Annotated in this window: 26 protein-coding genes, 2 tRNA genes and 1 pseudogene; 5 read left to right on the top strand and 24 right to left on the bottom strand. The window is 42.2% G+C overall.

The window, feature by feature from the left end; all coding sequences use genetic code 11:
• The first annotated feature begins 344 nt into the window (after positions 1–344).
• The 4 genes from dnaA (at position 345) to ACO59Y_RS00440 (ending at position 4,418) form a co-directional block, all read left to right on the top strand.
• Entirely contained in the window at positions 345–1,700 is a 1,356-nt protein-coding gene (gene dnaA / locus ACO59Y_RS00455) for a chromosomal replication initiator protein DnaA (RefSeq protein ID WP_486129674.1), read from the top strand.
• A gap of 9 nt (positions 1,701–1,709) precedes the next feature.
• Positions 1,710–2,810, top strand: coding sequence for a DNA polymerase III subunit beta (gene dnaN / locus ACO59Y_RS00450; protein WP_373603830.1), 1,101 nt, complete (start codon positions 1,710–1,712; stop codon positions 2,808–2,810).
• A gap of 1 nt (position 2,811) precedes the next feature.
• Positions 2,812–3,888, top strand: coding sequence for a DNA replication/repair protein RecF (recF, locus tag ACO59Y_RS00445; RefSeq protein ID WP_486129671.1), 1,077 nt, complete (start codon positions 2,812–2,814; stop codon positions 3,886–3,888).
• Between the two features lie 65 nt (positions 3,889–3,953).
• Positions 3,954–4,418 carry a hypothetical protein gene (locus tag ACO59Y_RS00440; RefSeq protein ID WP_486129669.1) on the top strand — a complete coding sequence of 155 codons (465 nt, stop codon included), beginning with the start codon at positions 3,954–3,956 and terminating at the stop codon, positions 4,416–4,418.
• Positions 4,419–4,447: 29 nt separating this feature from the next.
• Here the strand turns inward: ACO59Y_RS00440 and iscX are convergent, their stop codons facing one another.
• The 21 genes from iscX to ACO59Y_RS00335 form a co-directional block, all read right to left on the bottom strand.
• A complete protein-coding gene (gene iscX / locus ACO59Y_RS00435) occupies positions 4,448–4,642 on the bottom strand; it encodes a Fe-S cluster assembly protein IscX (protein ID WP_373603828.1) in 195 nt (64 codons plus the stop codon).
• Entirely contained in the window at positions 4,639–4,983 is a 345-nt protein-coding gene (fdx, locus tag ACO59Y_RS00430; protein ID WP_486129667.1) for an ISC system 2Fe-2S type ferredoxin, read from the bottom strand. The genes iscX and fdx overlap by 4 nt, the downstream gene beginning before the upstream one ends.
• Positions 4,984–5,177: 194 nt before the next feature.
• On the bottom strand, positions 5,178–7,037 hold the full coding sequence (gene hscA, locus ACO59Y_RS00425; RefSeq protein ID WP_486129665.1) for a Fe-S protein assembly chaperone HscA: 1,860 nt from the start codon (positions 7,035–7,037) through the stop codon (positions 5,178–5,180).
• Positions 7,038–7,062: 25 nt separating this feature from the next.
• Entirely contained in the window at positions 7,063–7,749 is a 687-nt protein-coding gene (locus ACO59Y_RS00420) for a DUF2625 domain-containing protein (RefSeq protein ID WP_373603825.1), read from the bottom strand.
• Positions 7,750–7,793: 44 nt separating this feature from the next.
• Positions 7,794–8,315 carry a Fe-S protein assembly co-chaperone HscB gene (hscB, locus tag ACO59Y_RS00415; RefSeq protein ID WP_486129663.1) on the bottom strand — a complete coding sequence of 174 codons (522 nt, stop codon included), beginning with the start codon at positions 8,313–8,315 and terminating at the stop codon, positions 7,794–7,796.
• Positions 8,316–8,324: 9 nt separating this feature from the next.
• Positions 8,325–8,648 (bottom strand): iron-sulfur cluster assembly protein IscA, encoded by a 324-nt coding sequence (gene iscA, locus ACO59Y_RS00410; protein ID WP_373603823.1) that lies wholly within the window; start codon positions 8,646–8,648, stop codon positions 8,325–8,327.
• 51 nt (positions 8,649–8,699) lie between these two features.
• Positions 8,700–9,086 (bottom strand): Fe-S cluster assembly scaffold IscU, encoded by a 387-nt coding sequence (iscU, locus tag ACO59Y_RS00405; RefSeq protein WP_486129661.1) that lies wholly within the window; start codon positions 9,084–9,086, stop codon positions 8,700–8,702.
• Between the two features lie 57 nt (positions 9,087–9,143).
• Entirely contained in the window at positions 9,144–10,358 is a 1,215-nt protein-coding gene (locus ACO59Y_RS00400) for an IscS subfamily cysteine desulfurase (protein WP_486129659.1), read from the bottom strand.
• Between the two features lie 57 nt (positions 10,359–10,415).
• The gene (gene iscR, locus ACO59Y_RS00395) at positions 10,416–10,871 is read right to left on the bottom strand and encodes a Fe-S cluster assembly transcriptional regulator IscR (protein ID WP_373603820.1); all 456 of its coding nucleotides are present in this window, start codon (positions 10,869–10,871) and stop codon (positions 10,416–10,418) included.
• A gap of 51 nt (positions 10,872–10,922) precedes the next feature.
• A complete protein-coding gene (gene trmJ, locus ACO59Y_RS00390; RefSeq protein WP_486129657.1) occupies positions 10,923–11,663 on the bottom strand; it encodes a tRNA (cytosine(32)/uridine(32)-2'-O)-methyltransferase TrmJ in 741 nt (246 codons plus the stop codon).
• Positions 11,664–11,918: 255 nt separating this feature from the next.
• Positions 11,919–11,994 (bottom strand) — tRNA-Lys (locus ACO59Y_RS00385).
• A gap of 31 nt (positions 11,995–12,025) precedes the next feature.
• A tRNA-Lys gene (locus tag ACO59Y_RS00380) sits at positions 12,026–12,101 on the bottom strand.
• 172 nt (positions 12,102–12,273) lie between these two features.
• On the bottom strand, positions 12,274–12,729 hold the full coding sequence (pal, locus tag ACO59Y_RS00375; RefSeq protein ID WP_373603818.1) for a peptidoglycan-associated lipoprotein Pal: 456 nt from the start codon (positions 12,727–12,729) through the stop codon (positions 12,274–12,276).
• A 21-nt stretch (positions 12,730–12,750) separates the two neighbouring features.
• Positions 12,751–14,034, bottom strand: coding sequence for a Tol-Pal system beta propeller repeat protein TolB (tolB, locus tag ACO59Y_RS00370; protein WP_486129654.1), 1,284 nt, complete (start codon positions 14,032–14,034; stop codon positions 12,751–12,753).
• Between the two features lie 42 nt (positions 14,035–14,076).
• Positions 14,077–15,243 (bottom strand): cell envelope integrity protein TolA, encoded by a 1,167-nt coding sequence (gene tolA / locus ACO59Y_RS00365; protein WP_486129652.1) that lies wholly within the window; start codon positions 15,241–15,243, stop codon positions 14,077–14,079.
• Between the two features lie 17 nt (positions 15,244–15,260).
• Entirely contained in the window at positions 15,261–15,680 is a 420-nt protein-coding gene (tolR, locus tag ACO59Y_RS00360) for a colicin uptake protein TolR (RefSeq protein WP_077474114.1), read from the bottom strand.
• Between the two features lie 52 nt (positions 15,681–15,732).
• Positions 15,733–16,425, bottom strand: coding sequence for a protein TolQ (gene tolQ / locus ACO59Y_RS00355; RefSeq protein WP_373603815.1), 693 nt, complete (start codon positions 16,423–16,425; stop codon positions 15,733–15,735).
• A gap of 18 nt (positions 16,426–16,443) precedes the next feature.
• Positions 16,444–16,854 carry a tol-pal system-associated acyl-CoA thioesterase gene (gene ybgC, locus ACO59Y_RS00350; protein WP_486129734.1) on the bottom strand — a complete coding sequence of 137 codons (411 nt, stop codon included), beginning with the start codon at positions 16,852–16,854 and terminating at the stop codon, positions 16,444–16,446.
• A gap of 93 nt (positions 16,855–16,947) precedes the next feature.
• Positions 16,948–17,229 (bottom strand): cyd operon YbgE family protein, encoded by a 282-nt coding sequence (locus ACO59Y_RS00345; RefSeq protein WP_486129649.1) that lies wholly within the window; start codon positions 17,227–17,229, stop codon positions 16,948–16,950.
• A gap of 107 nt (positions 17,230–17,336) precedes the next feature.
• The gene (cydB, locus tag ACO59Y_RS00340) at positions 17,337–18,473 is read right to left on the bottom strand and encodes a cytochrome d ubiquinol oxidase subunit II (protein WP_486129647.1); all 1,137 of its coding nucleotides are present in this window, start codon (positions 18,471–18,473) and stop codon (positions 17,337–17,339) included.
• A gap of 14 nt (positions 18,474–18,487) precedes the next feature.
• Positions 18,488–20,053 carry a cytochrome ubiquinol oxidase subunit I gene (locus tag ACO59Y_RS00335; RefSeq protein WP_486129645.1) on the bottom strand — a complete coding sequence of 522 codons (1,566 nt, stop codon included), beginning with the start codon at positions 20,051–20,053 and terminating at the stop codon, positions 18,488–18,490.
• A gap of 474 nt (positions 20,054–20,527) precedes the next feature.
• On the opposite strand from ACO59Y_RS00335, the gene ACO59Y_RS00330 reads away from it, so the two are divergent.
• The gene (locus ACO59Y_RS00330; RefSeq protein ID WP_486129643.1) at positions 20,528–20,833 is read left to right on the top strand and encodes a DUF5339 domain-containing protein; all 306 of its coding nucleotides are present in this window, start codon (positions 20,528–20,530) and stop codon (positions 20,831–20,833) included.
• 93 nt (positions 20,834–20,926) lie between these two features.
• Here the strand turns inward: ACO59Y_RS00330 and mltF are convergent, their stop codons facing one another.
• From mltF to ACO59Y_RS00315, 3 genes and pseudogenes are all read right to left on the bottom strand, one after another.
• Positions 20,927–22,369: a membrane-bound lytic murein transglycosylase MltF gene (mltF, locus tag ACO59Y_RS00325; RefSeq protein WP_486129641.1), complete on the bottom strand. Its 1,443-nt coding sequence runs from the start codon at positions 22,367–22,369 to the stop codon at positions 20,927–20,929.
• Between the two features lie 115 nt (positions 22,370–22,484).
• On the bottom strand, positions 22,485–24,308 hold the full coding sequence (locus ACO59Y_RS00320; RefSeq protein ID WP_486129639.1) for a DEAD/DEAH box helicase: 1,824 nt from the start codon (positions 24,306–24,308) through the stop codon (positions 22,485–22,487).
• Positions 24,309–24,494: 186 nt separating this feature from the next.
• Positions 24,495–24,910, bottom strand: a pseudogene (locus tag ACO59Y_RS00315) (lipoprotein NlpI); the annotation flags it as partial.

The following is a 24,910-nucleotide window of genomic DNA, read 5'->3' as shown; positions in this document are numbered from 1 at the left end:
GAGTACGGCTACGTTTTAATACAGAAGGTTGAAATGTACGTTTCATTGTAATCTTCCTAAATCAAGACTGTGAGTGAATAAAAAATAGAGCGCGATTCTAATCATAAATCGGCTCTTCGTCAAACAAAGAAAGGAATTTTCTGCAAAATAGTCTTCCGTTCCTTTAAAAATCGGGGCGATTATACGGATTTTAGACAAAATCTCAAGCGACCTTTTTGTGTTTTTCCTTTTCTCGATGGAAGATTTTTCCCCAAGATTATTGTAAAATCCCCCGCAATTTTTACCGCAGTTTCAATGCGAATCCGATAACAAACGCATAGCAATATACTTAAGGATAATTTATCGTGAGCCTCTCCAATCTTTGGCAAAACTGCCTTTCTCAATTACAAGATCACGTTTCCGCCACCGATTTAAGTACTTGGCTTCGTCCGTTGCAGGCGGATGTGGTGTCCAACGATCAAATTGTCCTTTACGCATCCAACATGTTCGTCAAAGGCTGGGTGGAGACCCATTACCTTGTGCAAATCCAACAAATTTGCCAAACACTCGCACAAAATCCAAATTTACAAATTATTCTTAAAGAAGGCGTAAAACCGGCTCCCAATGCGGTGCCCACAGCGCCTGTCAAACCATTAGCAACGGTCGATTTTGAACAAGAAATTGAAAAACCAGTGAAATTCGAATCGCACCTCAATGCCAAACATTTATTTGAAAACTTTGTTGAAGGGAAATCCAATCAACTGGCACGCGCAGTAGGACAAAAGCTTGCGCAAGCACCAGGCGAACCTGCAGCAAATCCATTCTTTTTATACGGTGGCACCGGGTTAGGTAAAACTCACTTACTACACGCCATCGGCAACGGTATTTTAGCCAACAAACCGAATGCACGAGTACTTTACATTCACGCTAACAATTTCATGCAACACATGGTAAAAGCCATGCGTGACAACAATATGGAGCAATTCAAAAAATTTTATCGCTCGTTGGATGCATTACTGGTGGATGATATCCAATTTTTTGCTGAAAAAGAGAAAACGCAAGAAGAATTCTTCCATATTTTCAATAATTTATTTGAAACCGGTCGGCAAATTATTTTAACTTCGGATCGTTATCCAAAAGAAATCGAAAAAATCGAAGAACGTTTAAAATCCCGCTTCGGTTGGGGCCTAACTACCGCCATTGAGCCACCGGATCTGGAAACTCGCGTAGCGATTTTGCTGAAAAAAGCGGAAGAACATCACATGCATTTGCCAGAAGAAGTAGCGTTCTTTATTGCGCAACGTTTACGTACTAACGTACGTGAACTTGAAGGCGCACTTAACCGCGTAAAAGCTATGCAAGATTTCAAAGGTGGCGATATCAATATCGACTTTGTGCGTGATACGCTAAAAGATATTCTTGCGTTGCAAGAACGTTTGGTGACGATTGATAACATTCAAAAAACCGTCGCGGAATACTACCGCATTAAAGTCTCGGATTTAAAATCGAAAAGCCGCCAACGCTCAGTTACCCGTCCACGCCAAATTGCCATGGCATTAGCCAAAGAATTGACCAACCGCAGTTTGCCCGAAATCGGCCGCGCATTTGATCGCGATCACACCACAGTATTAAACGCTTGCCGCGAAGTACCGAAATTCCGCGAAAAAGACAACAGTATTCAAGAAGATTGGGCGAACTTGATTCGCACGTTATCCGCATAAGGAGCCGTCATGCAATTTAGTATTTCGAGAGAAAATCTCTTAAAACCCTTACAGCAAGTTTGTGGTGTATTAACCAGCCGCCCGAACATTCCCGTGTTGAATAATGTATTGTTACACATTGAAGACAACCGCTTAACCATCACGGGAACGGATTTGGAAGTGGAACTGTCCAGCTGTACCCAACTTTCCTCCGCCACTGCAAACGGTAGTTTTACAATTCCGGCAAAAAAATTCCTTGATATCTGCCGTACATTGTCCGACGAGTTTGAAATTACTGTCAGTTTTGAAGAAGATCGTGCTATCGTACAGTCAGGCAGAAGTAAATTTAACCTCACGACACTGCCGGCGGAAGAATATCCGAACTTAACAGATTGGCAATCGGAAGTGGATTTTGAGTTGCCGCAAAGCACTTTGCGCCGCCTAATTGAAGCAACCCAATTTTCCATGGCAAATCAAGATGCGCGCTATTTCTTAAACGGTATGAAGTTCGAAACTGAAGGCAATTTACTGCGTACCGTAGCAACCGACGGTCACCGTCTTGCAGTCTGTACCATCGCCCTTGAACAAGAATTACAAAATCATGCAGTAATTCTACCGCGTAAAGGTGTACTAGAACTTAATCGTTTACTTGAAACGAGCGACGAACCGGCCCGTTTACAAATCGGCACGAATAACCTTCGTATTCACCTTAACCACATTGTATTTACCTCAAAATTAATTGACGGTCGTTTTCCTGATTACCGTCGCGTATTACCACGCAATGCGACGAAAATCGTCGAAGGCAGTTGGGAAGCATTAAAACAAGCCTTTGTACGCGCCTCAATTTTGTCTAACGAGCGGGTTCGCAGCGTACGTTTAAATTTAACCGAGAACCAACTTAAAATCACCGCATCCAACCCGGAACACGAAGTAGCGGAGGAAATCGTCGATGTGGCTTATGTCGGTGAAGAATTGGAAGTCGGCTTCAACGTTACCTACATTTTAGACGTACTGAACGCACTAAAATGCCAACAAGTTCGTATTCGCTTAACTGACGCCTCATCCAGCTGCTTAATTGAAAATTGTGAAGACAGTAGCAGTGAATACGTGATTATGCCGATGCGTCTGTAAGATGGCCATTTCCCGTTTATTAGTTGAAAAATTTCGTAATTTAAATGCCGTGGAGCTAGAATTTGCTCCCGGCTTTAACTTTTTGGTCGGTAACAACGGTAGCGGTAAAACCAGCCTGTTAGAGGCGATTTTCTATTTGGGGCATGGCCGCTCCTTCAAAACTACGGTGACAAATCGCATTATTTCTTACGAAGAACCGTATTTCACCCTATTCGGACAAATTCAAGAAAGTCGGCATCAATGGTCGGTAGGCTTACAAAAACTGCGCCAAGGCAATACCCTCGTAAAAATCAATGGCGAAGATGGCAATAAAATTGCCGATCTCGCCCATCTTCTTCCTATGCAACTGATTACGCCGGAAGGTTTAACCTTGCTGAACGGCGGTCCAAGCTTTCGCCGCGCATTTTTAGATTGGGGTTTATTTCATCATCACTCTGGTTTCCATTCGGCATGGCGCAATCTCAATCGCCTACTCAAACAACGCAATGCGGTGCTGATCCAGCGACAGCCTTATGCGGCAATAAGAGTATGGGATTTGGAATTGGCTAAATTTGCTCATCAAGTTAGTCGCTGGCGTACGGAATACGCCGAAGCCTTACGCCCGAAAATCGAGCAAACTTGTCAATTATTTTTGCCTGAAATTGAAATCAACGTCAGTTTCCACCAAGGCTGGGACAAAGACACCGAATACGGCGATTTACTGGCACAAAGTTTTGAACGCGATAAGGCTTTAGGCTACACCTTTTCTGGTCCGCAAAAAGCCGATTTTCGTTTTAAGACCAACGGATTACCGGTAGAAGACGTACTTTCTCGCGGACAATTAAAACTGCTCATGTGTGCCTTACGCCTGGCCCAAGGCGAACATTTAATGAAAGAAAAACAGCGCCGTTGCATTTTCTTAATTGACGATTTCGCCTCCGAGTTAGATCAGTTCAAACGCGCATTACTTGCCGAACGCTTACAACAAAGCGACTCACAAGTTTTTGTCAGCGCGATCACGCAAGATCAATTAAAAGAAATGCAACCGGAAACGGGTAGATTGTTTGAGGTGAAAGAAGGTATAGTTCAGCTAATTTAAATCTTATTGAAAAACTAAAATTATTCAGTAATATAAGCAAACTTTAACAACTTAGGAGATAAAAAATGGAAAACCAACCAAATAATAAAATCTATCGTTTACATTGGATAGATTACTTGGCTTTAATTCCCTTTCTTTTAATTGATCTCATATTTATTATTTACTTTGTAGATAATCTTATAAATAGTAGTTTTTCTGCCTTTGCTTTCATCGTCTCAGTTCTATTGACTTCATTAGTTGTAATTGGTGTTCTAAATAGATTTGTGTATAAAGTTTATGTTGATAATGATGGAGTGTGGATCTCTGGAGGTATTTTCCCTTGGTCAAAGGGAACCTATGGGCTTAATTGGCGTGATATAAGTGATGCTATCTTCTATACGAGCTTTATTAGCTGGCTTTTCAAATCCTATAGAGTTATTGTTCAACATAGATATACCAAATCTAGCGAATTAGTAATAAAAAATATCAAAAATGGGGAACAACTTGTGAAAGAAATCAATCAAAAAATTAAAGAGCTAAACCTTTATTAAACAAAAAGCCCGCAAAAGTGCGGGCGTTTTTACTCATATTCTTCTAACCACTTAAGCAAAATGGCTTCAAGGATACTTTCATTAGATTTTTGCGGATCATCATCAAAACCGTCTAATTCGCAAATCCATTGATGCAAATCGGTGAAACGGACGGTTTTCGGATCTAAATTCGGATTACGATCATAAAGCTCTTCGGCGATAAATTGCGTGTCTGTCCATTTCATGAATGCGCCGCCTCGTTGGCATGGTTAATATTGTATTTCGGAATTTCCACCACTAAATCTTCATCGCCGATAATACATTGGCAAGAAAGGCGGCTGTCCATTTCCAAACCCCAAGCTTTATCCAACATATCTTCTTCCTGATCGCTGGTTTCGTTTAAAGAATCAAATCCTTCGCGGATAATCACGTGGCAAGTGGTGCACGCACAAGAGCCGTCACACGCGTGATGAATTTCTACGCCGGCATTATGCGCGACTTCCAATAAATTATCACCGGCGGCGGCGTCCACCACCATACCTTCCGGGCAAATTTCTTCGTTAGGTAAAAAAATCACTTTTGGCATATTACTTTCCTTAAAATTATAAAAAAATGGGTTTAATACGCACTTTCCTTCACCGGCTAAATACCTTTTAAAGGTGAAGAGCGGTTTCAATGCGGTGCTGATTTAGGACTTCATCGCTACCAGCCGATAGTTGAGAACAATTACGTTGCAACTTCAATGCGGTGCTAATTTACAACTACAAGATAGTGCTTCGATTAATTTTTCCCAATCTCCGACACGTTTTTGCCGGTTAACGCTTTATTAATCGATGCATTCATACGGCGCGCGGCAAACGCTTGCGTCGCCGCATCCAGAGCCTTAATACCTTGCGCAATAGCGCTACAATCCAAACCTTGTTTCGCGTCCATCAACTGTTTCAGCACCGCTTCAATTTGATGAAATTCATCGGTGCTCAGTAATTCTGAACCGTCCGTTTGCAATGCCACGATCACGCTTTCAATCACGCGTTCCGCTTCCACGCGTTGTTCTGCTAATTCGCGCGCTTGCATATCTTGTTGCGCATTGTCGAAAGAGGATTTAATCATTGCGGTCACTTCTTCATCGGTTAAACCATAGGACGGTTTAATTTGAATGGACGCCTGCACTTTAGTGGATTTTTCCATTGCGCTGACGCTTAATAAACCGTCTGCATCGACTTGATAAGTCACACGAATATGCGCCGCGCCGGCAACCATCGGCGGAATGCCGCGTAAGGTGAAGCGACCTAGAGAACGGCAATCAGCCACTAATTCGCGCTCGCCTTGCACTACGTGAATGGTCATCGCGGTTTGTCCGTCTTTAAACGTAGTAAATTCTTGCGCACGCGCCACCGGAATTGTGGTGTTGCGCGGAATAATTTTTTCTACCAAGCCGCCCATGGTTTCGATACCAAGAGAAAGCGGTACGACATCCAGCAATAGCATATCGCTGTCAGTTTTATTGCCCACTAAAATATCTGCTTGAAGTGCGGCGCCAAGAGCAACGACTTTATCTGGATCGATAGACGTTAGAGGAGTTTTACCGAAAAATTCCCCGACTTGTTCACGCACATAAGGCACGCGGGTTGAACCGCCTACCATCACAACTTGTTGCACTTCATCGGCTTCTACATCGGCGTCTTTTAATGCTCGGCGACAAGTGAGTAATGAGCGTTTCACTAAGTTGTGAATCAATTCGTTAAATTGCCGGCGAGAGATTTCCACGGAAGAACCTTGCCAATAAATAGTTGTATTTTCGACATTAGTCAGAGCGACTTTGGTTTGATTTGCCAGTATTAAAAGTTCGCGCTGTTGATTAGCGTTTTGCGGTTTAATTTGAGTTTGCTCAACGACCCAACCGGCAATCAGATGATCAAAATCATCGCCGCCCAATGCGGTGTCGCCGCCAGTCGCCAACACTTCAAACACCCCTTTGGATAAACGCAAAATAGAAATATCGAAAGTACCGCCACCCAAATCATATACGGCGATAATACCTTCTTGTGCACTATCCAAGCCATAAGCCACCGCAGCGGCAGTCGGTTCATTGAGCAAACGCAACACATTTAAGCCGGCTAAACGGGCAGCATCTTTGGTACTTTGACGTTGCGCATCGTCAAAATACGCCGGCACGGTAATTACGACGCCGGAAAGCTCGCCGCCAAGGCGTTGTTCTGCAATGTGATTTAAACGCGCTAAAATATCAGCAGACACTTCTACTGGGCTTTTTACCCCTTGCTCAGTTACGATAAGCGGCAAACCATTTTCACTCGCCACAAATTCATAAGGCATTGCTGGATAGCGTGCTTGCACATCCTCAAGACTACGACCGATTAAGCGTTTCACGGAGATCACGGTATTTTTCGGATCTTGCGACGCCAGTGCAAAAGCTTCCGCACCAACCTGTTTTTCCGCTGCGCCATAATGCACCACGGACGGCACTAAACTTCGTTCTTGTTCATCATTTAAAATCATTGCTTGTCCACTACGTACTGTGGCAACCAATGAATTTGTCGTACCTAAGTCAATCCCCGCCGCCAAACGATGTTGATGCGGTGCGGCAGTCTGTCCGGGTTCTGCAATTTGTAATAATGCCATAATATTTCTTTTCTATTTCAATTAGTTATACGACAGAATACGCCATTTCAAACTTTTCTTTTTGCGCAAAACTCGCGTTGTAGTGCGTTTCGATATTTACTTCACGTTTCTGCCGCGCGTCAATCGGTGTGCTTTTATCTTCGCTCAAATCCGGCGTAAAAACAAAAAGTTGGTTACCGTCGAGCTGTTTTACGTCTTCTTGCCAATTTTGCCAGAATAAATCTTGGTAGAATGCATCAATATCGCCGTTCAGCCCCCAAGCTAAAAATTCGGTGTAAGTAAAATTCAAATCATGCCAACTTAAATCTTTCGGAGAAAAATAGTAGATTTTTCCAAGATTTTTTCCTAACGAGCCGCCATTTAACGCAAAATATCCACCAATCACATCATCCGCCACCAATAAATATTTCGGTTTTTCGCCGGATTGGCTGAAAGATTTGCTGAAATTCCAATCCATCAAACCTCGTGCTAGTTTAAAACTGCCTGAACCTAAAATCCGTAACCAACCGTGATGAATCAAAATACCGCCAGTTTCATAAATCACTGCTCCTATCGGTGAGGAAGTCGGCATTTGCATGGTGAAAAGTTCACGTTCGGCACTGGATTGATCTTTTTTAATCACTTCGCAGTGATTGCGCGCTTGCTCAATCCATTGAGAAATGGTGTTCCAAGCGGAATGTTTCGGATTAGATAATTGTTCGAGAGTTTGCATAATTCGCTAGATATGTTATGAAAGTGTGGATTTCATTAGGTGATTTATGATTCAAAAAGCCGTTCTTCAACCCGTTCAATTTCTTCGCTTAACTTGCGGATAAAGCGCAATTTATCGCAAAACTGTATCGCTTGCGCCCACTGAGCACCTTCAATGCGGTCGGCAAGTGCAACCAATAACGTCTGAGTTTCTTGTTTGATTTCTTTAGCAAACACACTTAGCGCTTGCTTGTCTTTTTGATTTTCTAATTCTTCCAACTGCTCGCGCCATTGTAACTGTTGCATTAAAAACGCTACATCTTGAGTGCTTTTTTGTTCAACATTTTGTTGCTCACCGGTGTTGAGCGCAATAATCGCCTCAGCACGCAAAATGGGGTCTTTTAACGTTTTTAAAGCATCATTCACTTCTGTCGATTTATGCATCGCAAGACGCTGTTGCCCAACATCGGCTGACGCAAAATTATCCGGATGCAACGATTTCTGTAGCGCTAAATAGCGTTCATTTAAGGCTTGCGTATCAAGTTGGAAATTAACAGGTAAATCAAATACTTTAAAAGGGTTTTGCATGATAACTCCTTAAACATGGAAACTTTCGCCACAACCGCAAGATTCTTTTATGTTTGGATTGTTATATTTAAAGCCTTCATTTAAACCTTCTTTTACATAATCCAATTCAATTCCATTTAAATAAACTAAGCTTTTGGGGTCAACGATAACTTTTACGCCATGTTGTTCGAAAACTTGATCTTCTTCATTTAATACATCAACAAATTCAAGTACATACGCTAAACCTGAACAGCCCGAGGTTTTCACTCCCAAACGTAAACCTATGCCTTTGCCGCGATTATCCAAAAAAGCTTTCACACGTTGCGCAGCCTTTTCCGTCAATGTAATACTCATATTTCCTCCGGAACGACGAAAAGTGCGGTTAATTTACCGCACTTTTTATTTTTATGATTTGGCTTGTTTGGTTTTGTAATCAGCAATCGCGGCTTTAATAGCATCCTCCGCCAAAATGGAGCAGTGTACTTTTACTGGCGGTAATTCAAGTTCTTCAGCGATTTGGCTATTTTTGATGGATCCCGCTTCTTCCAAAGACTTGCCTTTGACCCATTCGGTGATTAAGGAACTAGACGCAATGGCGGAACCGCAACCGTAGGTTTTGAATTTGGCATCTTCAATAATGCCATTGTCATTTACGCGAATTTGTAATTGCATAACGTCGCCGCATGCTGGTGCGCCCACCATGCCGGTACCGACAGTACTGTCTTTTTTATCCATAGCGCCCACATTACGCGGGTTTTCATAATGATCGATAACTTTGTCGCTGTATGCCATATTTTGTTCCTTTCCTAAAATAATGTGCTAATCGGGCAACTTTCATCGCCCGCCAAATTAGTGGGCTGACCACTTAATAGTATTTAAGTCTATGCCTTCTTTAAACATATCCCAAAGCGGAGATAATGCGCGTAATTTTTCTACTGCGCCTTTCATCAAGTTAATGGTGTAGTCGATTTCTTCTTCTGTTGTAAAACGACCTAAGGTGAAGCGAATTGAGCTGTGTGCCAATTCATCATTACGGCCTAAGGCTCGCAATACGTAAGATGGCTCAAGGCTGGCGGAAGTACAGGCAGATCCAGAAGAAACCGCGATGTCGCGCAATGCCATCATTAAAGATTCACCTTCTACATAGTTAAAACTGATGTTGAGGTTATTGGCGACGCGATGTTCCATGGAGCCATTCACATAGGTTTCTTCAATGTCTTTTAAACCATTATACAGGCGATCGCGTAGGATTTTAATGCGTGGGATCTCTGTCGCCATTTCTTCTTTGGCGATACGATAGGCTTCACCCATCCCGACAATTTGATGTACCGGCAATGTACCGGAACGCATACCGCGTTCGTGACCACCACCATGAATAATGGCCTCTAAACGAATACGCGGCTTACGGCGAACGTATAATGCGCCAATGCCTTTTGGACCATATAATTTATGGCTGGACATAGACATTAAATCCACTGGTAACTGGGCGAGATTGATATCCACTTTGCCTACACTTTGGGTGGCATCTACATGGAAGATCGTTTTGTTGGCTCGGCATAATTCACCGATGGCTTTGATATCCTGAATCACGCCGATTTCGTTATTCACGTGCATGATAGAGGCTAAAATGGTATCCGGACGCAATGCCGCTTTGAATTTTTCTAAATCGATTAAGCCATCGGATTCCGGTTCTAAATAAGTGACTTCAAAGCCTTCACGTTCTAATTGACGACAAGTATCAAGCACGGCTTTGTGTTCGGTTTTACAAGTGATAATGTGCTTACCTTTAGTTTGATAAAAGTGCGCCGCACCTTTTATCGCTAAGTTGTCGGATTCTGTCGCACCGGAGGTAAACACAATTTCACGGGAATCCGCACCGATTAAATCGGCGATTTGATTACGTGCAACATCAACCGCTTCTTCAGCTTGCCAGCCGAATTTGTGGGAACGAGAAGCCGGATTACCGAAAACACCATCGATAGTTAAATATTCCATCATTTTTTTCGCCACGCGTTCATCAACCGGGCAAGTCGCCGCATAATCTAAATAAATAGGTAATTTCATTTTCACTCCTAAAATCTTTCCAAAACTTGAGCGCACTTATATATAAGGTAACTTTTCTTACTGATTAATAATTAATAAATTTTCAAAATTATTATGTGGTTGGTGCTTTGACGCTCTTTTATTCACCAATTCGGCTAAGGTAATCTCGTTTAAAAAACTCTCAATGCGGTTGCTCAGTTCATCCCAAAGTGCATGAGTTAAGCACTCTGTACCATTTTGACAATTTCCGGCACCAAGACACTTTGTTACATGAATATTTTCATTTACGGCAGAGACGATCATCCCCACTGAAATTTTGTCGCTTGGTAAACCTAACCTATAGCCGCCCCCCGGGCCACGTACGCTTTGAACTAAACCGTCACGACGCAACTTCGCAAAAAGCTGTTCTAAATAAGATAGTGAAATATTCTGACGTTCTGAAATATCAGCAAGGTTCACAGGCCCATTCGCTGCATTTAATGCGATATCTAAAACCGCTGTCACTGCATAGCGCCCTTTTGAAGTTAGTTTCATAAAGTCCCCTTTAAAAAGTCGTCCCAATGTTTACATGTCCAACTAGAATAGTCAACTATCTATATTAAGTAACTCTAAGCGTTTTTCAACCGCACTTAACATGCCATGTAAAATATTTAATTCATTTTCTTCTACACTTGCACGGTTATACAAACGTCGTAATTTTTGCATAACACCTTGATTTTTAATAAATCCTAATGATTGATAAACACGCTCTGTATGCTTAAAGAAATATTCCATCTCCTGCGCATTAGCATGCCTTTTTGACTCATCAGATTTATTAGCCAAGGAAAATGAAAAACCATTTTCCTTATTTGCTAAAAATGCCATTCTAAGTTCGTAGCTCACCAATTGAACAGCCATTGCCAAGTTGAGCGAGGAATAATCAGGATTTGCAGGAATCGTTAAATGATAATGACATTTCAGCAGTTCCTCATTACGCAGACCTACACGCTCACGTCCAAATACAATCGCAATATTCCCTTGATATAATGATATTTTTTCAGCACATTCTCTTGGCCCAAGCAGAGTACTTTGTAAATGGCGCAAACGTGCGCTAGCACCTATCACTAATGAACAATCTGCAATAGCTTCATCAAAACTTGAGACAATATGTGCATTCGTGACAATATCATCCGCACCGGCTGCCAAGGCAAGCGATTGTTTATCAACCGATTTTGGAGAAACAAGATACAACTGAGAAAGTCCCATTGTTTTCATTGCTCGAGCCGCAGAACCTATATTTCCACTATGAGAAGTTTCAATAAGCACTATTCGAATATGATCAAACATAACACTCTAGTATTTGACTATAATTTAAGGTTATTATAGCACGATAACTTCGACTTTGAGTCTAGAATCTTCTTATTTAAAAAATAAAGACAACTTATCAATAGAAGATATTGGTATTATGCAGCAAATGCACAAAACTATTTGAGGAATTAAGTTTACTTCACAAAATAGCACCGCATCGGAAGTCATTTCAATGCGGTGCTATTTTGTGAGGTCATTTCAGCTTTATACACAGCTGCATAATTTCAGAAAATATGGTGGGTTGTGAGAGACTCGAACTCTCGACTAACGGATTAAGAGTCCGCTGCTCTACCAACTGAGCTAACAACCCAACTGAGGAAATACGAGTTCTGAAAACAAAGTGGTGGGTCGTGAAGGATTCGAACCTTCGACCAACGGATTAAAAGTCCGCTGCTCTACCGACTGAGCTAACGACCCACGTCATTTTGACGTGCAGTATATTACTGATTTTATTTTTTGGCGCAAGGAAAATTTTAGGTTTTTTAGTTAGTTGGACGAATCCTCATCAATTTTATAACATTCGGCTTATAAAAAACAAAAGACGAAGACTTACGTCTCCGTCCTCTTTAAACTAGACTTATTCTAAAAACTAGTATGCCAATACTGCGCGACGGTTTTTAGAATATGCGGCTTCATCATGACCTAATACAGCCGGTTTTTCTTCACCGTAGGAAACAGTTGAAACTTTGCTACCTTCAACACCTTTACCAGCTAAGAAAGATTTAACTGCATCTGCACGACGTTGACCTAAAGCGATGTTATACTCTGGGGTACCACGTTCGTCAGTATTACCTTCAACAACTACTTTAGATGCCGGAGTTGCATTTAAATATGCTGCGTGCGCATCTAAGATTTGAACATACTGGCCTTCAATGTTGTATTTATCAAAACCAAAATACACAGTGTTATAACGTTGTTGAAGATCTTCAACAGAATAGCCACCGAAAGTTTGACCGTTTGCACCTGCATCGTTGCTAGAAGAGCTACATGCTGCCAAAGCAGCTACAGAACCCGCAACTAATAATGATTTAACAAATTTGTTCATTAGATTCTCCTAATCACATTTTTATTTAGTTAAGTATGGCGACCAAGCTGGAAATTTCACTTGGCCATTACTTCCTGGAAGACTCGCCTTAAAGCGACCATCTGCAGAAACTAATTGTAGCACCTTTCCTAAGCCTTGTGTAGAACTATAAATAATCATAATTCCATTAGGTGAAATACTCGGACTTTCGCCTAAAAAAGATGTACTTAATATTTCCGAGGCACCGGTAGAAAGATCTTGTTTTACGACATTGTTATTACCGTTGATCATAACAAGCATCTTACCATCGCCACTAATTTGCGCGCTACCTCGACCTCCAATTGGTGAAGCGCTACCACCACTAGCACTCATTAGATAAACTTGAGGGGAACCACTTCTATCAGAGGTAAACAAAATTGAGTTACCATCCGGTGACCAAGACGGTTCGGTATTATTACCCGAACCACTTGTTAATTGAGTTACAGCTCCCCCATTTGCGCTCATCACGTAAATATTTAATGTACCGTCTTGTGATGAAGCAAAGGCTAAACGCGAACCATCTGGTGAGAATGCCGGAGCACCGTTATGCCCTGGAAACGATGCGACAACTTTACGCGCACCTGAACCAAGATCTTGTACGACAAGCTGTGATTTTTTATTCTCAAACGAAACATATGCTAAACGTTTACCATCTGGGGACCAGGCTGGAGACATAATCGGTTGCGAACTACGGTTCACGATAAATTGATTATACCCGTCATAATCAGCCACTCGAACTTCATAAGGTTGTGAACCACCATTTTTTTGCACCACATATGCAATTCGGGTTCTAAAAGCCCCTCGAATACCCGTTAATTTTTCAAATACCTCATCACTTACTGTATGAGCACCATAGCGTAACCATTTATCCGTCACTGTATAGCTATTTTGTACGAGTACCGTCCCAGGAGTACCTGATGCGCCTACCGTATCGACTAACTGATAGGAGATATTATAACCACTTCCGGTTGAAGTCACTTGTCCGACCACAACTGCATCAATGCCTAATGCAGTCCAAGCTTCCGGATTTACTTCAGAAGCTGAAGTCGGTTTCTGAGGCATTCTAGCTTCCGAAATAGGATTGAATTTACCGCTATTACGCAAATCGTCCGCAATGATTTTGCCAATATTTTCAGGGGCAGAACCTGCGAACGGCACGACGGCAATAGGACGAGCACCATCCACCCCTTCATCAATCACAATGCGAACTTCATCATCCGCCACAACGTGACCTGCAACAACAAAGAGTGCTGCAAATACACCTATTAATTTTTTGAATAATTTCATTTTGTTATCCTTACATTAACGAGTACATACTTCTCAAAACAATCATTTGATATCGAAATCAATAATCGGTGCTTTGTATTTTTCATACACAGCATCAGACGGTGCCGCAGGAACTTTCTTGGTTCTAGCCACTGCACTGAGTGCAGCAGTACAAATATCCTCGGAACCTGACACCTTCTGATAACCTAGAATCGTACCATCTCGCTCCAACTGAATCTTAATTCGACAAACTTTTCCCGCAAAACTTGGATCTTTTAGGAAACGGCGCTGAATTTCACGCTTAATAACACCTGCATATTGGTCACCTACTTTACCGCCGTCGCCCAAGCCCAAGCTAGCGCCACTACCTTGCGTTCCACCTTTGCTTGCATTGCCACCTTTAGAAGCGCTACCGCCGCCAAGATCGCCTCCGTTCATAAAATCATCTAATGCAGTTTGATCCGTTTTACGCTTAACTGCAGCTGCAGCCTCCGCTTTTGCTTTCGCATCCGCCGCAGCTTTTGCCTTAGCATCTGCTTTCGCCTTTGCATCCGCCGCAGCCTTAGCCTTCGCTTCAGCATCTGCTTTCGCCTTCGCTTCTGCTTCAGCTTTCGCTTTAGCCTCTGCCTCTACTTTGGCTTTTTCCTCTGCTTGTTTCTTCGCTTTTTCGGCTGCCTCTGCCGCCTTCGCCTTAGCCTCTTCTTCCGCTTGTTTTGCTGCGACTAAACGTTTAGCCTCTGCCTCAGCTTTAAGCTTTGCCGCTTCCGCGGCTTGTTTTGCTTTCGCTTCTTCGGCTTGTTTTTGCTTTTCCAATGCTTCTTGGCGAACAAGTTCTTGCTGTCTTTGCTTCTCTATTAATTCTTGCTTTTGACGTTCAATTTCTTGTTGGCGCTGAATTTCCTGCTGATGCTTCAGCTCTTCTTGTTTTGCAATTTCTTGCTGACGAACTTCTTCTTGCTGTTCAACAAGCGGTTTTTCTTCTACTGGATCTGTCTTTTTCTGTTTATCGGTTTGCCCTTTATTCTGCTGTTGAATCCGCCCCCATTCTTGCGCTGCATTCCCCGTATCAACCATTACCGCACCAAGTGCATCGCCATCACCTTCACCACCGCCCATAATTTCAACGGTTTGATAGAAAGAGCTCCAAATCAACAGGCCAAACAAAGCAAGGTGCATAAGAATCGAAATGACAAACGCATTCGCACCTTTTTTTTGTCGATTATTCTGCACGTTTTACCTACTCTCGATTAAATTGGGTTCGTCATTAAACCGACAGATTTAATACCCGCCAAATGAAGTAAATTCAATGCTTTGATAACTTCTTCATAAGGCACTTCTTTTGCTCCTCCAACAAGGAACATCGTATTGTTATCCTTATCAAATTCTTGTTTTGATAACTGCGTCACCATTTCTTCCGTTAGGCCTTCCTGGCGCTCACCGCCGATAGAAAGCGCGTACTGTCCAACGCCGGAAACTTCTAAAATCACCGGTGTTTTATCTTCATTTGACACATTTTGACTTTGTACCGAATCTGGCAATTCCACTTGGACGCTTTGACTAATAATGGGTGCGGTCGCCATAAAGATAAGTACGAGCACTAACAACACATCTAAGAACGGCACAATATTAATTTCAGATTTAATTTCTTTACGTGAACGACGAGCCATATTTTCCCCTAAAAAACCACGCTAAAAGACTATATTTTTAACGTTTTCCCGTTTAATGGGAATGCGGTGCTCTACCAAAGGCTTGACGATGTAAAATCGTGGTAAATTCATCAATGAAGTTACCGTAATTTTGCTCAATCGCATTTACACGTAAGCTTAACCGGTTATAAGCCATGACGGCTGGAATCGCAGCAAACAAGCCGATGGCAGTTGCAATCAATGCTTCCGCAATCCCCGGTGCTACCATTTGTAAAGTGGCTTGCTTAGCACCACTTAATGCCATAAAAGCGTGCATAATCCCCCAAACGGTACCGAACAAACCGATATACGGGCTTACAGAAGCCACTGTCGCTAAGAACGGCACGCGACTTTCAAGCATTTCCACTTCTCGATTCATCGCTAAATTCATTGCACGCGAAGTTCCTTTAATTATTGCTTCAGGCGCCTCCGGATTGACTTGCTTTAAACGAGAAAATTCCTTAAAACCAACAAAGAAAATTTGTTCGCTTCCCGTTAACCCATCGCGGCGATTTGATAAACCTTCGTATAATTTATTTAAGTCTTCGCCTGACCAGAAACGATCTTCAAAAGTATTCGCTTCTTTTAACGCATTTGTTAATACACGACTACGTTGGATAATAATCGTCCAAGAAATAATTGAGAATGAAATTAAAATCACAATTACAAGTTGAACAACAATACTCGCTTTTAGAAAAAGCTCTAAAAAGTTCAATTCTGCAGTCATCAGCTACTCCGAAAAGTGTTATATATTGTTTAAAAAGGCGGCTTTTATTTCTATCGGAATCGCCGCCGGTTTCATTTTGCCTAAATCAACATAGGCTACTTTTACAGTAGCCTTTGATAAAATCACCGTATCACGTATTAATCGTTGCTCAAAAAGGATTGTCGCACCTTTAATCGCGCTAACTTCGGTTTCAATAATAAGATAATCATCCAATTTTGCCGGAACGCGATAGTCAATCGCCATCGATTTGACAACAAACGCGCTTTGTTGTTCCTGCAACAAGGTTTGTTGAGAAAATTCCAGCAGTCTTAGATATTCCGTTCTGGCGCGTTCGAAAAAATGCAAATAGCGAGCGTGATAAACTACTCCACCAGCATCCGTATCCTCATAATAAACACGAACCGGAAAACGAAAAATCCTTGAATTCACCTTGCTTTCCTCATTAAGAAGTCTGAGGTCGCGTATTTTAGAGACTGTTTTTACTCGGCGCAAGCACTTTCAATGCGGTGCTATTTTGACTTGTCAATAATGAACGATGATCACCGATAAAAACGCAAGGTACCCCCAATAAGGCAAAAAAAGTAAACGCCAAAAGGCGAGCTTCACTTCAAAGCCGATGCCGTGGACCCAAGAGGTTATTAAGCCCCATAAAATAAATAAGACTAGAAAAGGATTGGCTGTTCTTAGCCCGCTGGAGAAACCATTAAAATTGAAGAAAAAAGCGAATGTTAATGCTATCGCCAAAATAAATGAAAGGGTTCTGAACGAACCCTTATTAACATATTGATAAAGAACGCGAATCATTATTCGTCGAATTTCCCTAAATTTTCTTTACTTTTTGTGACTTTTACGCTTGCAAAAATTGCTGTTAAAACACCCACTATCCAAATTGCGTATAACATATTGTCTCCTTAGTATAATGAGTTTTTGTTGTTTGCCACGAAGCTTTCATCCAAACGGCCGAACATTTTCATGTATGACCAAATGGTGTACGCAAGAGAAATTGTTACAAATACGAGCGCTAAACCTAGCATTAAGGTTAAGGTTAATTCGCTTGAGGTTGCATCCCACATTAACAAGCTTTGTTCTGGATGAGAACTTGAAGGCATTACGAACGGGAACATAGAAACCGCAGCGGTAATAATCACGCCGGCCATAGTTAATGCCGAAAAGAAGAACGCGAAACCGCAACGATTTGCTTTAGAAGCGGCAATATTTAGCAATGCGCCCACCACTGCCAATGCTGGGAAAAGCCATAGAATCGGCATTTCGTTGAAGTTTTTGAACCATGCTCCAATTTCTACTTTCACTTCTTTACCCATAGGAGAAGAAGGCGCTAAGTGGTCAATAGCGCTGGTTACAACATAACCATCCTTGAAGTATAACCATACACCTGCAAGCACAAATGCGATCAAAGTTACAAGTGCGCCGATTTGAGTAATTGCACGAGCACGATCTCTTAATTCAGCAGTGGTTTTCATTTGTAACCAGTTTGCACCGTGCGTGACAAGCATGGCCAAACTAATCACACCGCATAATAAAGCGAACGGGTTTAATAAAGCAAAAAATGACCCCGTATAGGTGACTTGTGCGATTTCATTGAATTCAAATGGCACACCTTGTAGTAAATTACCGAATGCTACGCCAAACACTAATGCCGGTACAAAACCACCTGCAAACAACCCCCAATCCCAGACAGTACGCCATGTTGGGCTATCAATTTTGGCACGGTATTCAAAACCAATCGGACGGAAGAATAACGCTGCCAACACTAATACCAATGCGATATAGAAACCGGAGAAAGAGACGGCATATACGATAGGCCAAGCTGCGAACACCGCACCGCCGGCGGTTAACAACCAAACTTGGTTACCGTCCCAATGCGGTGCTATTGTGTTAATCATAATTCGACGTTCCACTTCTTTTCTACCGACAATTGGTAAAAGCGCAGTTACGCCCATATCGAAGCCATCAGTTACAGAAAAACCGATCAGCAATACGATGACCAATATCCACCAAATAAAACGTAGAAATTCATAATCAATCATAATTCGTCTCCTGCTTATTTAGATGATTGCTCAAAGTAGTATTTGCCGGTTTTCAATGCACTCGGCCCTAAACGTGCATATTTAAACATCAAGTACATTTCAACAATAATAAAGGCTAAATAAAGTGCGCAGATTAAACCGATAGAGAACCAAAGATCGCCCACACTTAGGTGAGAAGCAGAAATGCCTACCGGCAACACTTCATAAATTGCCCATGGTTGACGACCGTATTCCGCCAAGAACCAACCGCATTCGATGGCAATCCAAGGCAACGGTAACCCCCATAATAAAGCTTTTAGCAATAATCGACTTTGCATCACTTTATTACGCAAGTTTTGAACAAATGCGCCGAAGGCTAATAAGGCGATTAAACCACCCGCAGCGAGCATTGCGCGAAACGCCCAAAAGTTAGGCCCCACATTCGGAATGGTATCGCGTGCAGCCTGTTTAATTTGCTCCTCTGTCGCATCCACCACTTTATCGGTGTAGCGTTTTAACAATAAACCGAAACCAAGATCTTTTTTCACTTCATCGAATTTCGCTTTAGTTTCAGGATTGACTTGACCCGATGCTTTTTTCTCCGCTTTCAATTGAGTGAAAAGATCATAAGCCACCATACCGTTACGTACCCGATTTTCGTTTAATGCTTGGAGTTCTTTTAAACCGGTAATTTCTTTATCAAAAGAACGAGTTGCAATTACGCCACCAAGCATAGGTACACTAATCGCAAAATCATTTTTCATTTCAGCGGTATTTGGAATCGCAACCGGATGGAATGCCGTCGGTGCTGGATGCGTTTCAAATTCCGCTTCCATCGCCGCTAATTTCACCGGCTGAGCCTTACCGATATCGTAACCGGACTCATCCCCTAAAATTACAACCGCAAGCGAAGCGATAAAACCAAAGGTTGCCGCAACAGAGAAAGAACGTTTGGCAAAACCAAGATCGCGACCTTTTAACAAATAGAAGGCACTAATCGCCAATACAAAAAAAGCGCCTGAGGTATAACCGGCAGAAAGGGTGTGTAAGAATTTACTTTGCGCAACAGGATTCAACCATAAATCCATAAAGCTCGTCATTTCCATGCGTACAGTTTCAAAATTGAACTCCGCCGCAACCGGGTTTTGCATCCAACCGTTTGCCACCAAAATCCACATTGCAGAAAGGTTTGAACCGAACGCTACGCAATAAGTTGCAAGTAAGTGTTTACCTTTAGTTAAGCGATCCCAACCAAAGAAAAATAAACCGACGAAAGTCGATTCTAAGAAAAATGCAAGTAATGCTTCAATCGCCAACGGTGCACCGAAAATATCACCTACATAATGAGAATAGTAAGACCAGTTAGTACCGAATTGGAATTCCATAATGATACCGGTGGTCACGCCAAGGGCAAAGTTAATACCAAATAACTTACCCCAAAATTTTGTCATATCTTTATAAACTTCTTTACCTGTCACCACATAGGTCGTTTCCATAATGACGAGAATGAAAGACAAACCTAATGTAAGAGGAACAAAAATGAAGTGATATAACGCAGTTAAAGCAAACTGCAAGCGAGAAAGTTCAACAACGTCCAACATCTCAACCTCTTGTAATAATTACAAGTCATTCACTATGATTAATAAAGGAACCCCTTAAATAATCACCCCAAAAGCTACTCAACAACAGACAAAATGCGCAATTATTAAGCGAAAACTGAATTACCGCACACAATAATCCCTTTTGCGAACTACATCAAATTACGGATTACAACGCGGATAACTCAAGAATGGTAGTTATTCTACTACTAAACATAAGGATAAAAAACACTAAAAATGCTATCCACATCATATTTTTTGATATAAATAGCAAATACCCCATTATAGCTAGTTATGTATGAAATTGATTTATATCAAATTTCTCTTTTTTCTAAAATAGATAGGATATTACAGAGCCAATAAAATAATAGTACGTCCGTTTATCGCAAAATTATCAATTTTCCCTAGACAATAATCTCGTATTTTGCTAACTTCGCGCAGCATCGTATCTAGAAAATCTTATTGAAGGATTTCATAATGAAAAAAATCTCAAGTATTTTAGCTGCATTATTTTCTATGGTTTCGTTTTCCACAATCGCAGCAACACCAGAAAAAAATATGTTGCCACAACAATGCGAGCAATTATTCAAAGAAACAGAAAATTTAATTGCGCAGGCTGAAAAACAACCGGGTACGCATACTCAAGTAAGCAAAATCAAAAATAAACTAAACCAAAGTAAGCAACAAATTCTTGAAATGGAACTAGCTACACAGTTGAAAAGTTGCAATATAGGTTTAGCAAAACTTAGTAGCATGAAGGGTTATGCTGAGGAAACAAATTAAGCAAGATTCCGAAAAAAAGGCTTATTAAAAACATTAATAAGCCTTTTTATTTGTTATTTTTCTACTGGGCTCCGGCAGGTCTATCTTTCCTTTCTATTCCGTGTTTTTAACCGCATCTTGATTATCGCGTGAAGCATCTTTACCTTGCTCAAAGCGGTTCTGATTTTCCTTAACGCGATGATAATTCACAATGCTATTCATATATCGGCGGATATTTTCTACGTATTGATATGCCTCATAACCTCGAGCATAGCCATATTTTAGTCCATTATAATGGCGTTTCTCTGACAGTAACGGCAAGTTATTCTTTACATCTAACCAATTATCCGGGTTGGCGCCTAGTTTTTTTGTTAAACGACGTAGATCCACTACATGCCCTAGCCCCATATTATAAGCGGTGAGCGCATACCAAATTCGGTCTTCTTGCGGAATACTATCCGGCATCTGCGCAATCAACCAATGAAGATAATCTGAACCGGCTTTAATACTTTGCTCAGGATCGGTTCGATCATCGATTTTCATCCGCTCTGCCGTATCTTTGGTGAGCATCATCATGCCACGTACCCCGGTAGGTGAGGTAGCATCAGGGTTCCAATGAGATTCTTGATAAGCCACCGCCGCCAACAAACGCCAATCCAACTCGCCCTTGTATTTTTCAAAAAGCGGTTGATATTGCGGTAAAATGTTTTCAACGGCATCTAAATAAGCGCGACTATCCACGTAATCAAACTGCGCAATATGCCGAAAATATTTCTCTTCAATACGATCAATTAAACCGCTGTCCAATGCGGTGCTCATAAAGTCGAGTAAACTAGCCTGCAGCTCGTTGTAAGAATTATCGGCAAGATACCAATGTACGCTGGCTTCGTCTGTTAAATCAAAGGCGATTGCAAGGTTAGGACGAATTTGCTGAGCCGTCGCCACATCAATGGAATTAGCGATCGTGTAAGGAATGTAGCCTTCCGCAACTTGAATCAATAACTCTTCTTGCGTTAACTGCTTGTTACTTTTCCATCGCAGCTTCGGAAATTTTTTCTGCGATTGCGCCAATAGTTCGTCTAATTCCGATCCTTCGGCAATCACAATCTCTTGTTGCACTTGGCCTAAATCTTTCGGACGATTTTCCCCTTTACGGTAAACCAATTGCCACGAAGCTGAAGTATAAGACGGACCGATTTGGAATTGCTCCGCACGTTTGGAGTAGAATAATAAATTTGCTGCCGCCAAGTCTATCCGATTATTCTCAAGCGCGCCGAGCACCGCATTGGGATTGTCAAATACTTCAATTTCTAACTTCACCCCCAAATAATCCGCAAAGCTTTTTGCCAACTCGTATTCCAAACCGGATTCTCCCTCCGATCCGACAAAATAATAGAGTGGGTTATTGATTGTGCCAACCACTAGCGTACCGCGCGATTGAACCGTATGATAACGATTTTCTTCGGAGCGTATAATTTTTTGCCATGGAAATATCATATCAATCGCCCAAAGCAACAGTATAAATGAGACGATAATACGTAAAAATAAACCTTTCAAATATGTAGCCCTTTTGTAAAAGCCGGTGGATTTTAGCGAGAATTTGATTTATAGACAATAAAAAGCCCCTTTCGATTCAAGGGGCTGCAATGATTAATTAACTAAAGCGCTCTTATTAACCGCGGCGCTCTCTATAAGAACGCTCGCCGAAAGTGCGACTATTTTTCTCATTAAATTTACGGCCACCTCGTTCATTGCGTCCACGATCTCCGAAATCGCCGCGCTCAACACTGCGACCTCCACGACGTTTACCCCTGAAGTCATCGCCACCGCGTGCACCGTCGGATTTTGCTTCGCCTAAAAAAGACATTTGCATCTGCTTATTCAACACGCGGGTTTTAGCAAATTGTTGCAACAATTCTTTCGGCATGCCTTGCGGCAATTCGACAGTAGAATAATCGTCGTAAAGTTTGATATGGCCAATATAGCGACTGTTAATGTCTCCTTCGTTAGCGATAGCGCCCACGATATGACGTACTTCCACGCCGTCGCCACGTCCCACTTCAATGCGATATAGATCCATCGGCTGCGGATTACCGTAGCCTTTGCGTTCCCCCCGACGTTCCGCCGAACGCGGATTTTCACTGCGCTCATTGCGATCGCGACGACGTTTATCCATCGGCGGATCCGGTGGAAGAATCAGTTTTTGCTTGCCTTGCAATAACATCAACATGGCTGCGGCAATATCTTCCTGATCTTGATCGGCGGTAAACAAATCTTCCAACAAACTGCGATATTGTTCCAAATCGTGGTGCTCAAGCTGTTTGGTAATTTTTACCACGAATTTTTTGCGACGGCATTCCTGTAACACTAAATGATTCGGCAATTCCACTTCATTAATACCTTTTTTCATTAAATGTTCAATGTTACGAAGTAAACGACGTTCACGCGGTTCGACGAACAATAAGGCGCGACCTGAACGCCCTGCGCGACCGGTACGACCAATGCGGTGCACATAGGACTCCGCATCCAACGGAATGTCGTAATTCACCACAAGGCTGATACGCTCAATGTCGATACCGCGTGCGGCTACATCCGTCGCCACCACGATATCCAAACTGCCGTTACGCAAACGATCAAGCGTTTGTTCGCGCAATTGTTGGGTCATATCGCCGTTCAATGCGGCGGAGCGGAAACCGCTTTTTTCAAGCAGTTCGGTAATATCTAACGTGGCGGTTTTGGTGCGGGCAAAAATAATCGCGGCGTCAAAATCTTCCACTTCTAAGAAACGTAACAAGGCTTCGTTTTTACGCACACCATGCACGTACCAACAGCTTTGCTCAATATCCGGCGCGTTGTCGTTGTTCACTTTGATCTTCACTTCTTTCGGATCGTTCATAAAGCGTTTGGTAATACGACGAATCGGCTCCGGCATAGTTGCTGAGAATAATGCGGTTTGATGATGTTCCGGCAATTCCGCCATTACGGTTTCCACATCATCAATAAAGCCCATACGCAACATTTCGTCCGCTTCATCTAACACGATGAAACGTAATTCAGCAAGATTTAACGTACCGCGGCGAATGTGATCGAGAATACGCCCGGGCGTACCTACCACCACTTGAGCACCTTGTTTTAGAGCTCGCAGTTGGATATCGTAACGTTGCCCGCCGTACAAGGTCACAATGCGGATGCCGCGAGCATGTTTAACAAATTGTTCGCACGCGTCCGCCACTTGAATGGCAAGCTCGCGCGTCGGTGCCATCACCAACATTTGCGGATGTTTTTCTTCCGAGTTAATTTGCGCAAGCAATGGAAGAGCGAATGCCGCTGTTTTACCGCTACCGGTTTGCGCCATACCCAAAACGTCATTGCCGTTAAGTAAATGCGGAATACACTCTTGTTGAATCGGAGAGGGCGTTTCAAAACCTAAGTCTGAAACGGCTTTTAAGATAAACTCAGGCAAACCTAAGTCATTAAAAGTGATTTTGTCTGTCATTAAAATTCTCGAATAAAATGAGGAAAGCTCAAGGGGCTTTCGGGTTTATTTGTTGATTGTATTCCTGATATCTAACCTTTCCCGTTTCCGAGGGAGAAAATGCGAAGGCACTTTAAGTGTTGGCTTTACCAACAATCCCGAAGGGAGAGCAAAGAAATCGGAGAATCGTAAAAAGATGGCCGGCTGTTAAAATACCGTGGCTTTAGTTACTGCACTTTTCACTTCTTTTTCGTCTTCCGCTTGAGCCGGTTTTAATTTCATCAGCTCAAAAGAGGCAAAACGATACTCAACAAAGTTATAAACCTGATTTGCCATGGCCAGTTTGAACAAGGTCGCCGCCTCGTCCACCAGCCCCGCATTGAGTTTTTGTTTTGCTAGATAAAAATAGGTTTCTGTCAAAATTTCAGCGTATTGTTGCGCGTTTTCCGCAAAATCGGCTGCGCGCCGCTGCAATTCTTCCACAGAAATGCGTCCTAAGTAGTATTGAACGATATTTGTTCCCCAGAAGTCCTTTGATAGCCCTTTTGCTCGTTCGACAAGATTTGCGCGGGCTTCTTGTGGTTTTAATTTTTGTTCGTTCAAATATAGCCATAAGACACGAT

Source organism: Rodentibacter sp., from assembly GCF_057314195.1.
This window is presented reverse-complemented; position numbering and strand designations above follow the sequence as displayed.

Bases quoted from the DNA above. Each gene is read 5' to 3' on its own strand.
- dnaN (WP_373603830.1), top strand. From the start codon at position 1,710: ATGCAATTTAGTATTTCGAGAGAAAATCTCTTAAAACCCTTACAGCAA.
- recF (WP_486129671.1), top strand. From the start codon at position 2,812: ATGGCCATTTCCCGTTTATTAGTTGAAAAATTTCGTAATTTAAATGCC.
- ACO59Y_RS00440 (WP_486129669.1), top strand. From the start codon at position 3,954: ATGGAAAACCAACCAAATAATAAAATCTATCGTTTACATTGGATAGAT.
- iscX (WP_373603828.1), bottom strand. From the start codon at position 4,642: ATGAAATGGACAGACACGCAATTTATCGCCGAAGAGCTTTATGATCGT.
- fdx (WP_486129667.1), bottom strand. From the start codon at position 4,983: ATGCCAAAAGTGATTTTTTTACCTAACGAAGAAATTTGCCCGGAAGGT.
- hscA (WP_486129665.1), bottom strand. From the start codon at position 7,037: ATGGCATTATTACAAATTGCAGAACCCGGACAGACTGCCGCACCGCAT.
- ACO59Y_RS00420 (WP_373603825.1), bottom strand. From the start codon at position 7,749: ATGCAAACTCTCGAACAATTATCTAATCCGAAACATTCCGCTTGGAAC.
- hscB (WP_486129663.1), bottom strand. From the start codon at position 8,315: ATGCAAAACCCTTTTAAAGTATTTGATTTACCTGTTAATTTCCAACTT.
- iscA (WP_373603823.1), bottom strand. From the start codon at position 8,648: ATGAGTATTACATTGACGGAAAAGGCTGCGCAACGTGTGAAAGCTTTT.
- iscU (WP_486129661.1), bottom strand. From the start codon at position 9,086: ATGGCATACAGCGACAAAGTTATCGATCATTATGAAAACCCGCGTAAT.
- ACO59Y_RS00400 (WP_486129659.1), bottom strand. From the start codon at position 10,358: ATGAAATTACCTATTTATTTAGATTATGCGGCGACTTGCCCGGTTGAT.
- iscR (WP_373603820.1), bottom strand. From the start codon at position 10,871: ATGAAACTAACTTCAAAAGGGCGCTATGCAGTGACAGCGGTTTTAGAT.
- trmJ (WP_486129657.1), bottom strand. From the start codon at position 11,663: ATGTTTGATCATATTCGAATAGTGCTTATTGAAACTTCTCATAGTGGA.
- pal (WP_373603818.1), bottom strand. From the start codon at position 12,729: ATGAACAAATTTGTTAAATCATTATTAGTTGCGGGTTCTGTAGCTGCT.
- tolB (WP_486129654.1), bottom strand. From the start codon at position 14,034: ATGAAATTATTCAAAAAATTAATAGGTGTATTTGCAGCACTCTTTGTT.
- tolR (WP_077474114.1), bottom strand. From the start codon at position 15,680: ATGGCTCGTCGTTCACGTAAAGAAATTAAATCTGAAATTAATATTGTG.
- tolQ (WP_373603815.1), bottom strand. From the start codon at position 16,425: ATGACTGCAGAATTGAACTTTTTAGAGCTTTTTCTAAAAGCGAGTATT.
- ACO59Y_RS00345 (WP_486129649.1), bottom strand. From the start codon at position 17,229: ATGATTCGCGTTCTTTATCAATATGTTAATAAGGGTTCGTTCAGAACC.
- cydB (WP_486129647.1), bottom strand. From the start codon at position 18,473: ATGATTGATTATGAATTTCTACGTTTTATTTGGTGGATATTGGTCATC.
- ACO59Y_RS00335 (WP_486129645.1), bottom strand. From the start codon at position 20,053: ATGTTGGACGTTGTTGAACTTTCTCGCTTGCAGTTTGCTTTAACTGCG.
- ACO59Y_RS00330 (WP_486129643.1), top strand. From the start codon at position 20,528: ATGAAAAAAATCTCAAGTATTTTAGCTGCATTATTTTCTATGGTTTCG.
- ACO59Y_RS00320 (WP_486129639.1), bottom strand. From the start codon at position 24,308: ATGACAGACAAAATCACTTTTAATGACTTAGGTTTGCCTGAGTTTATC.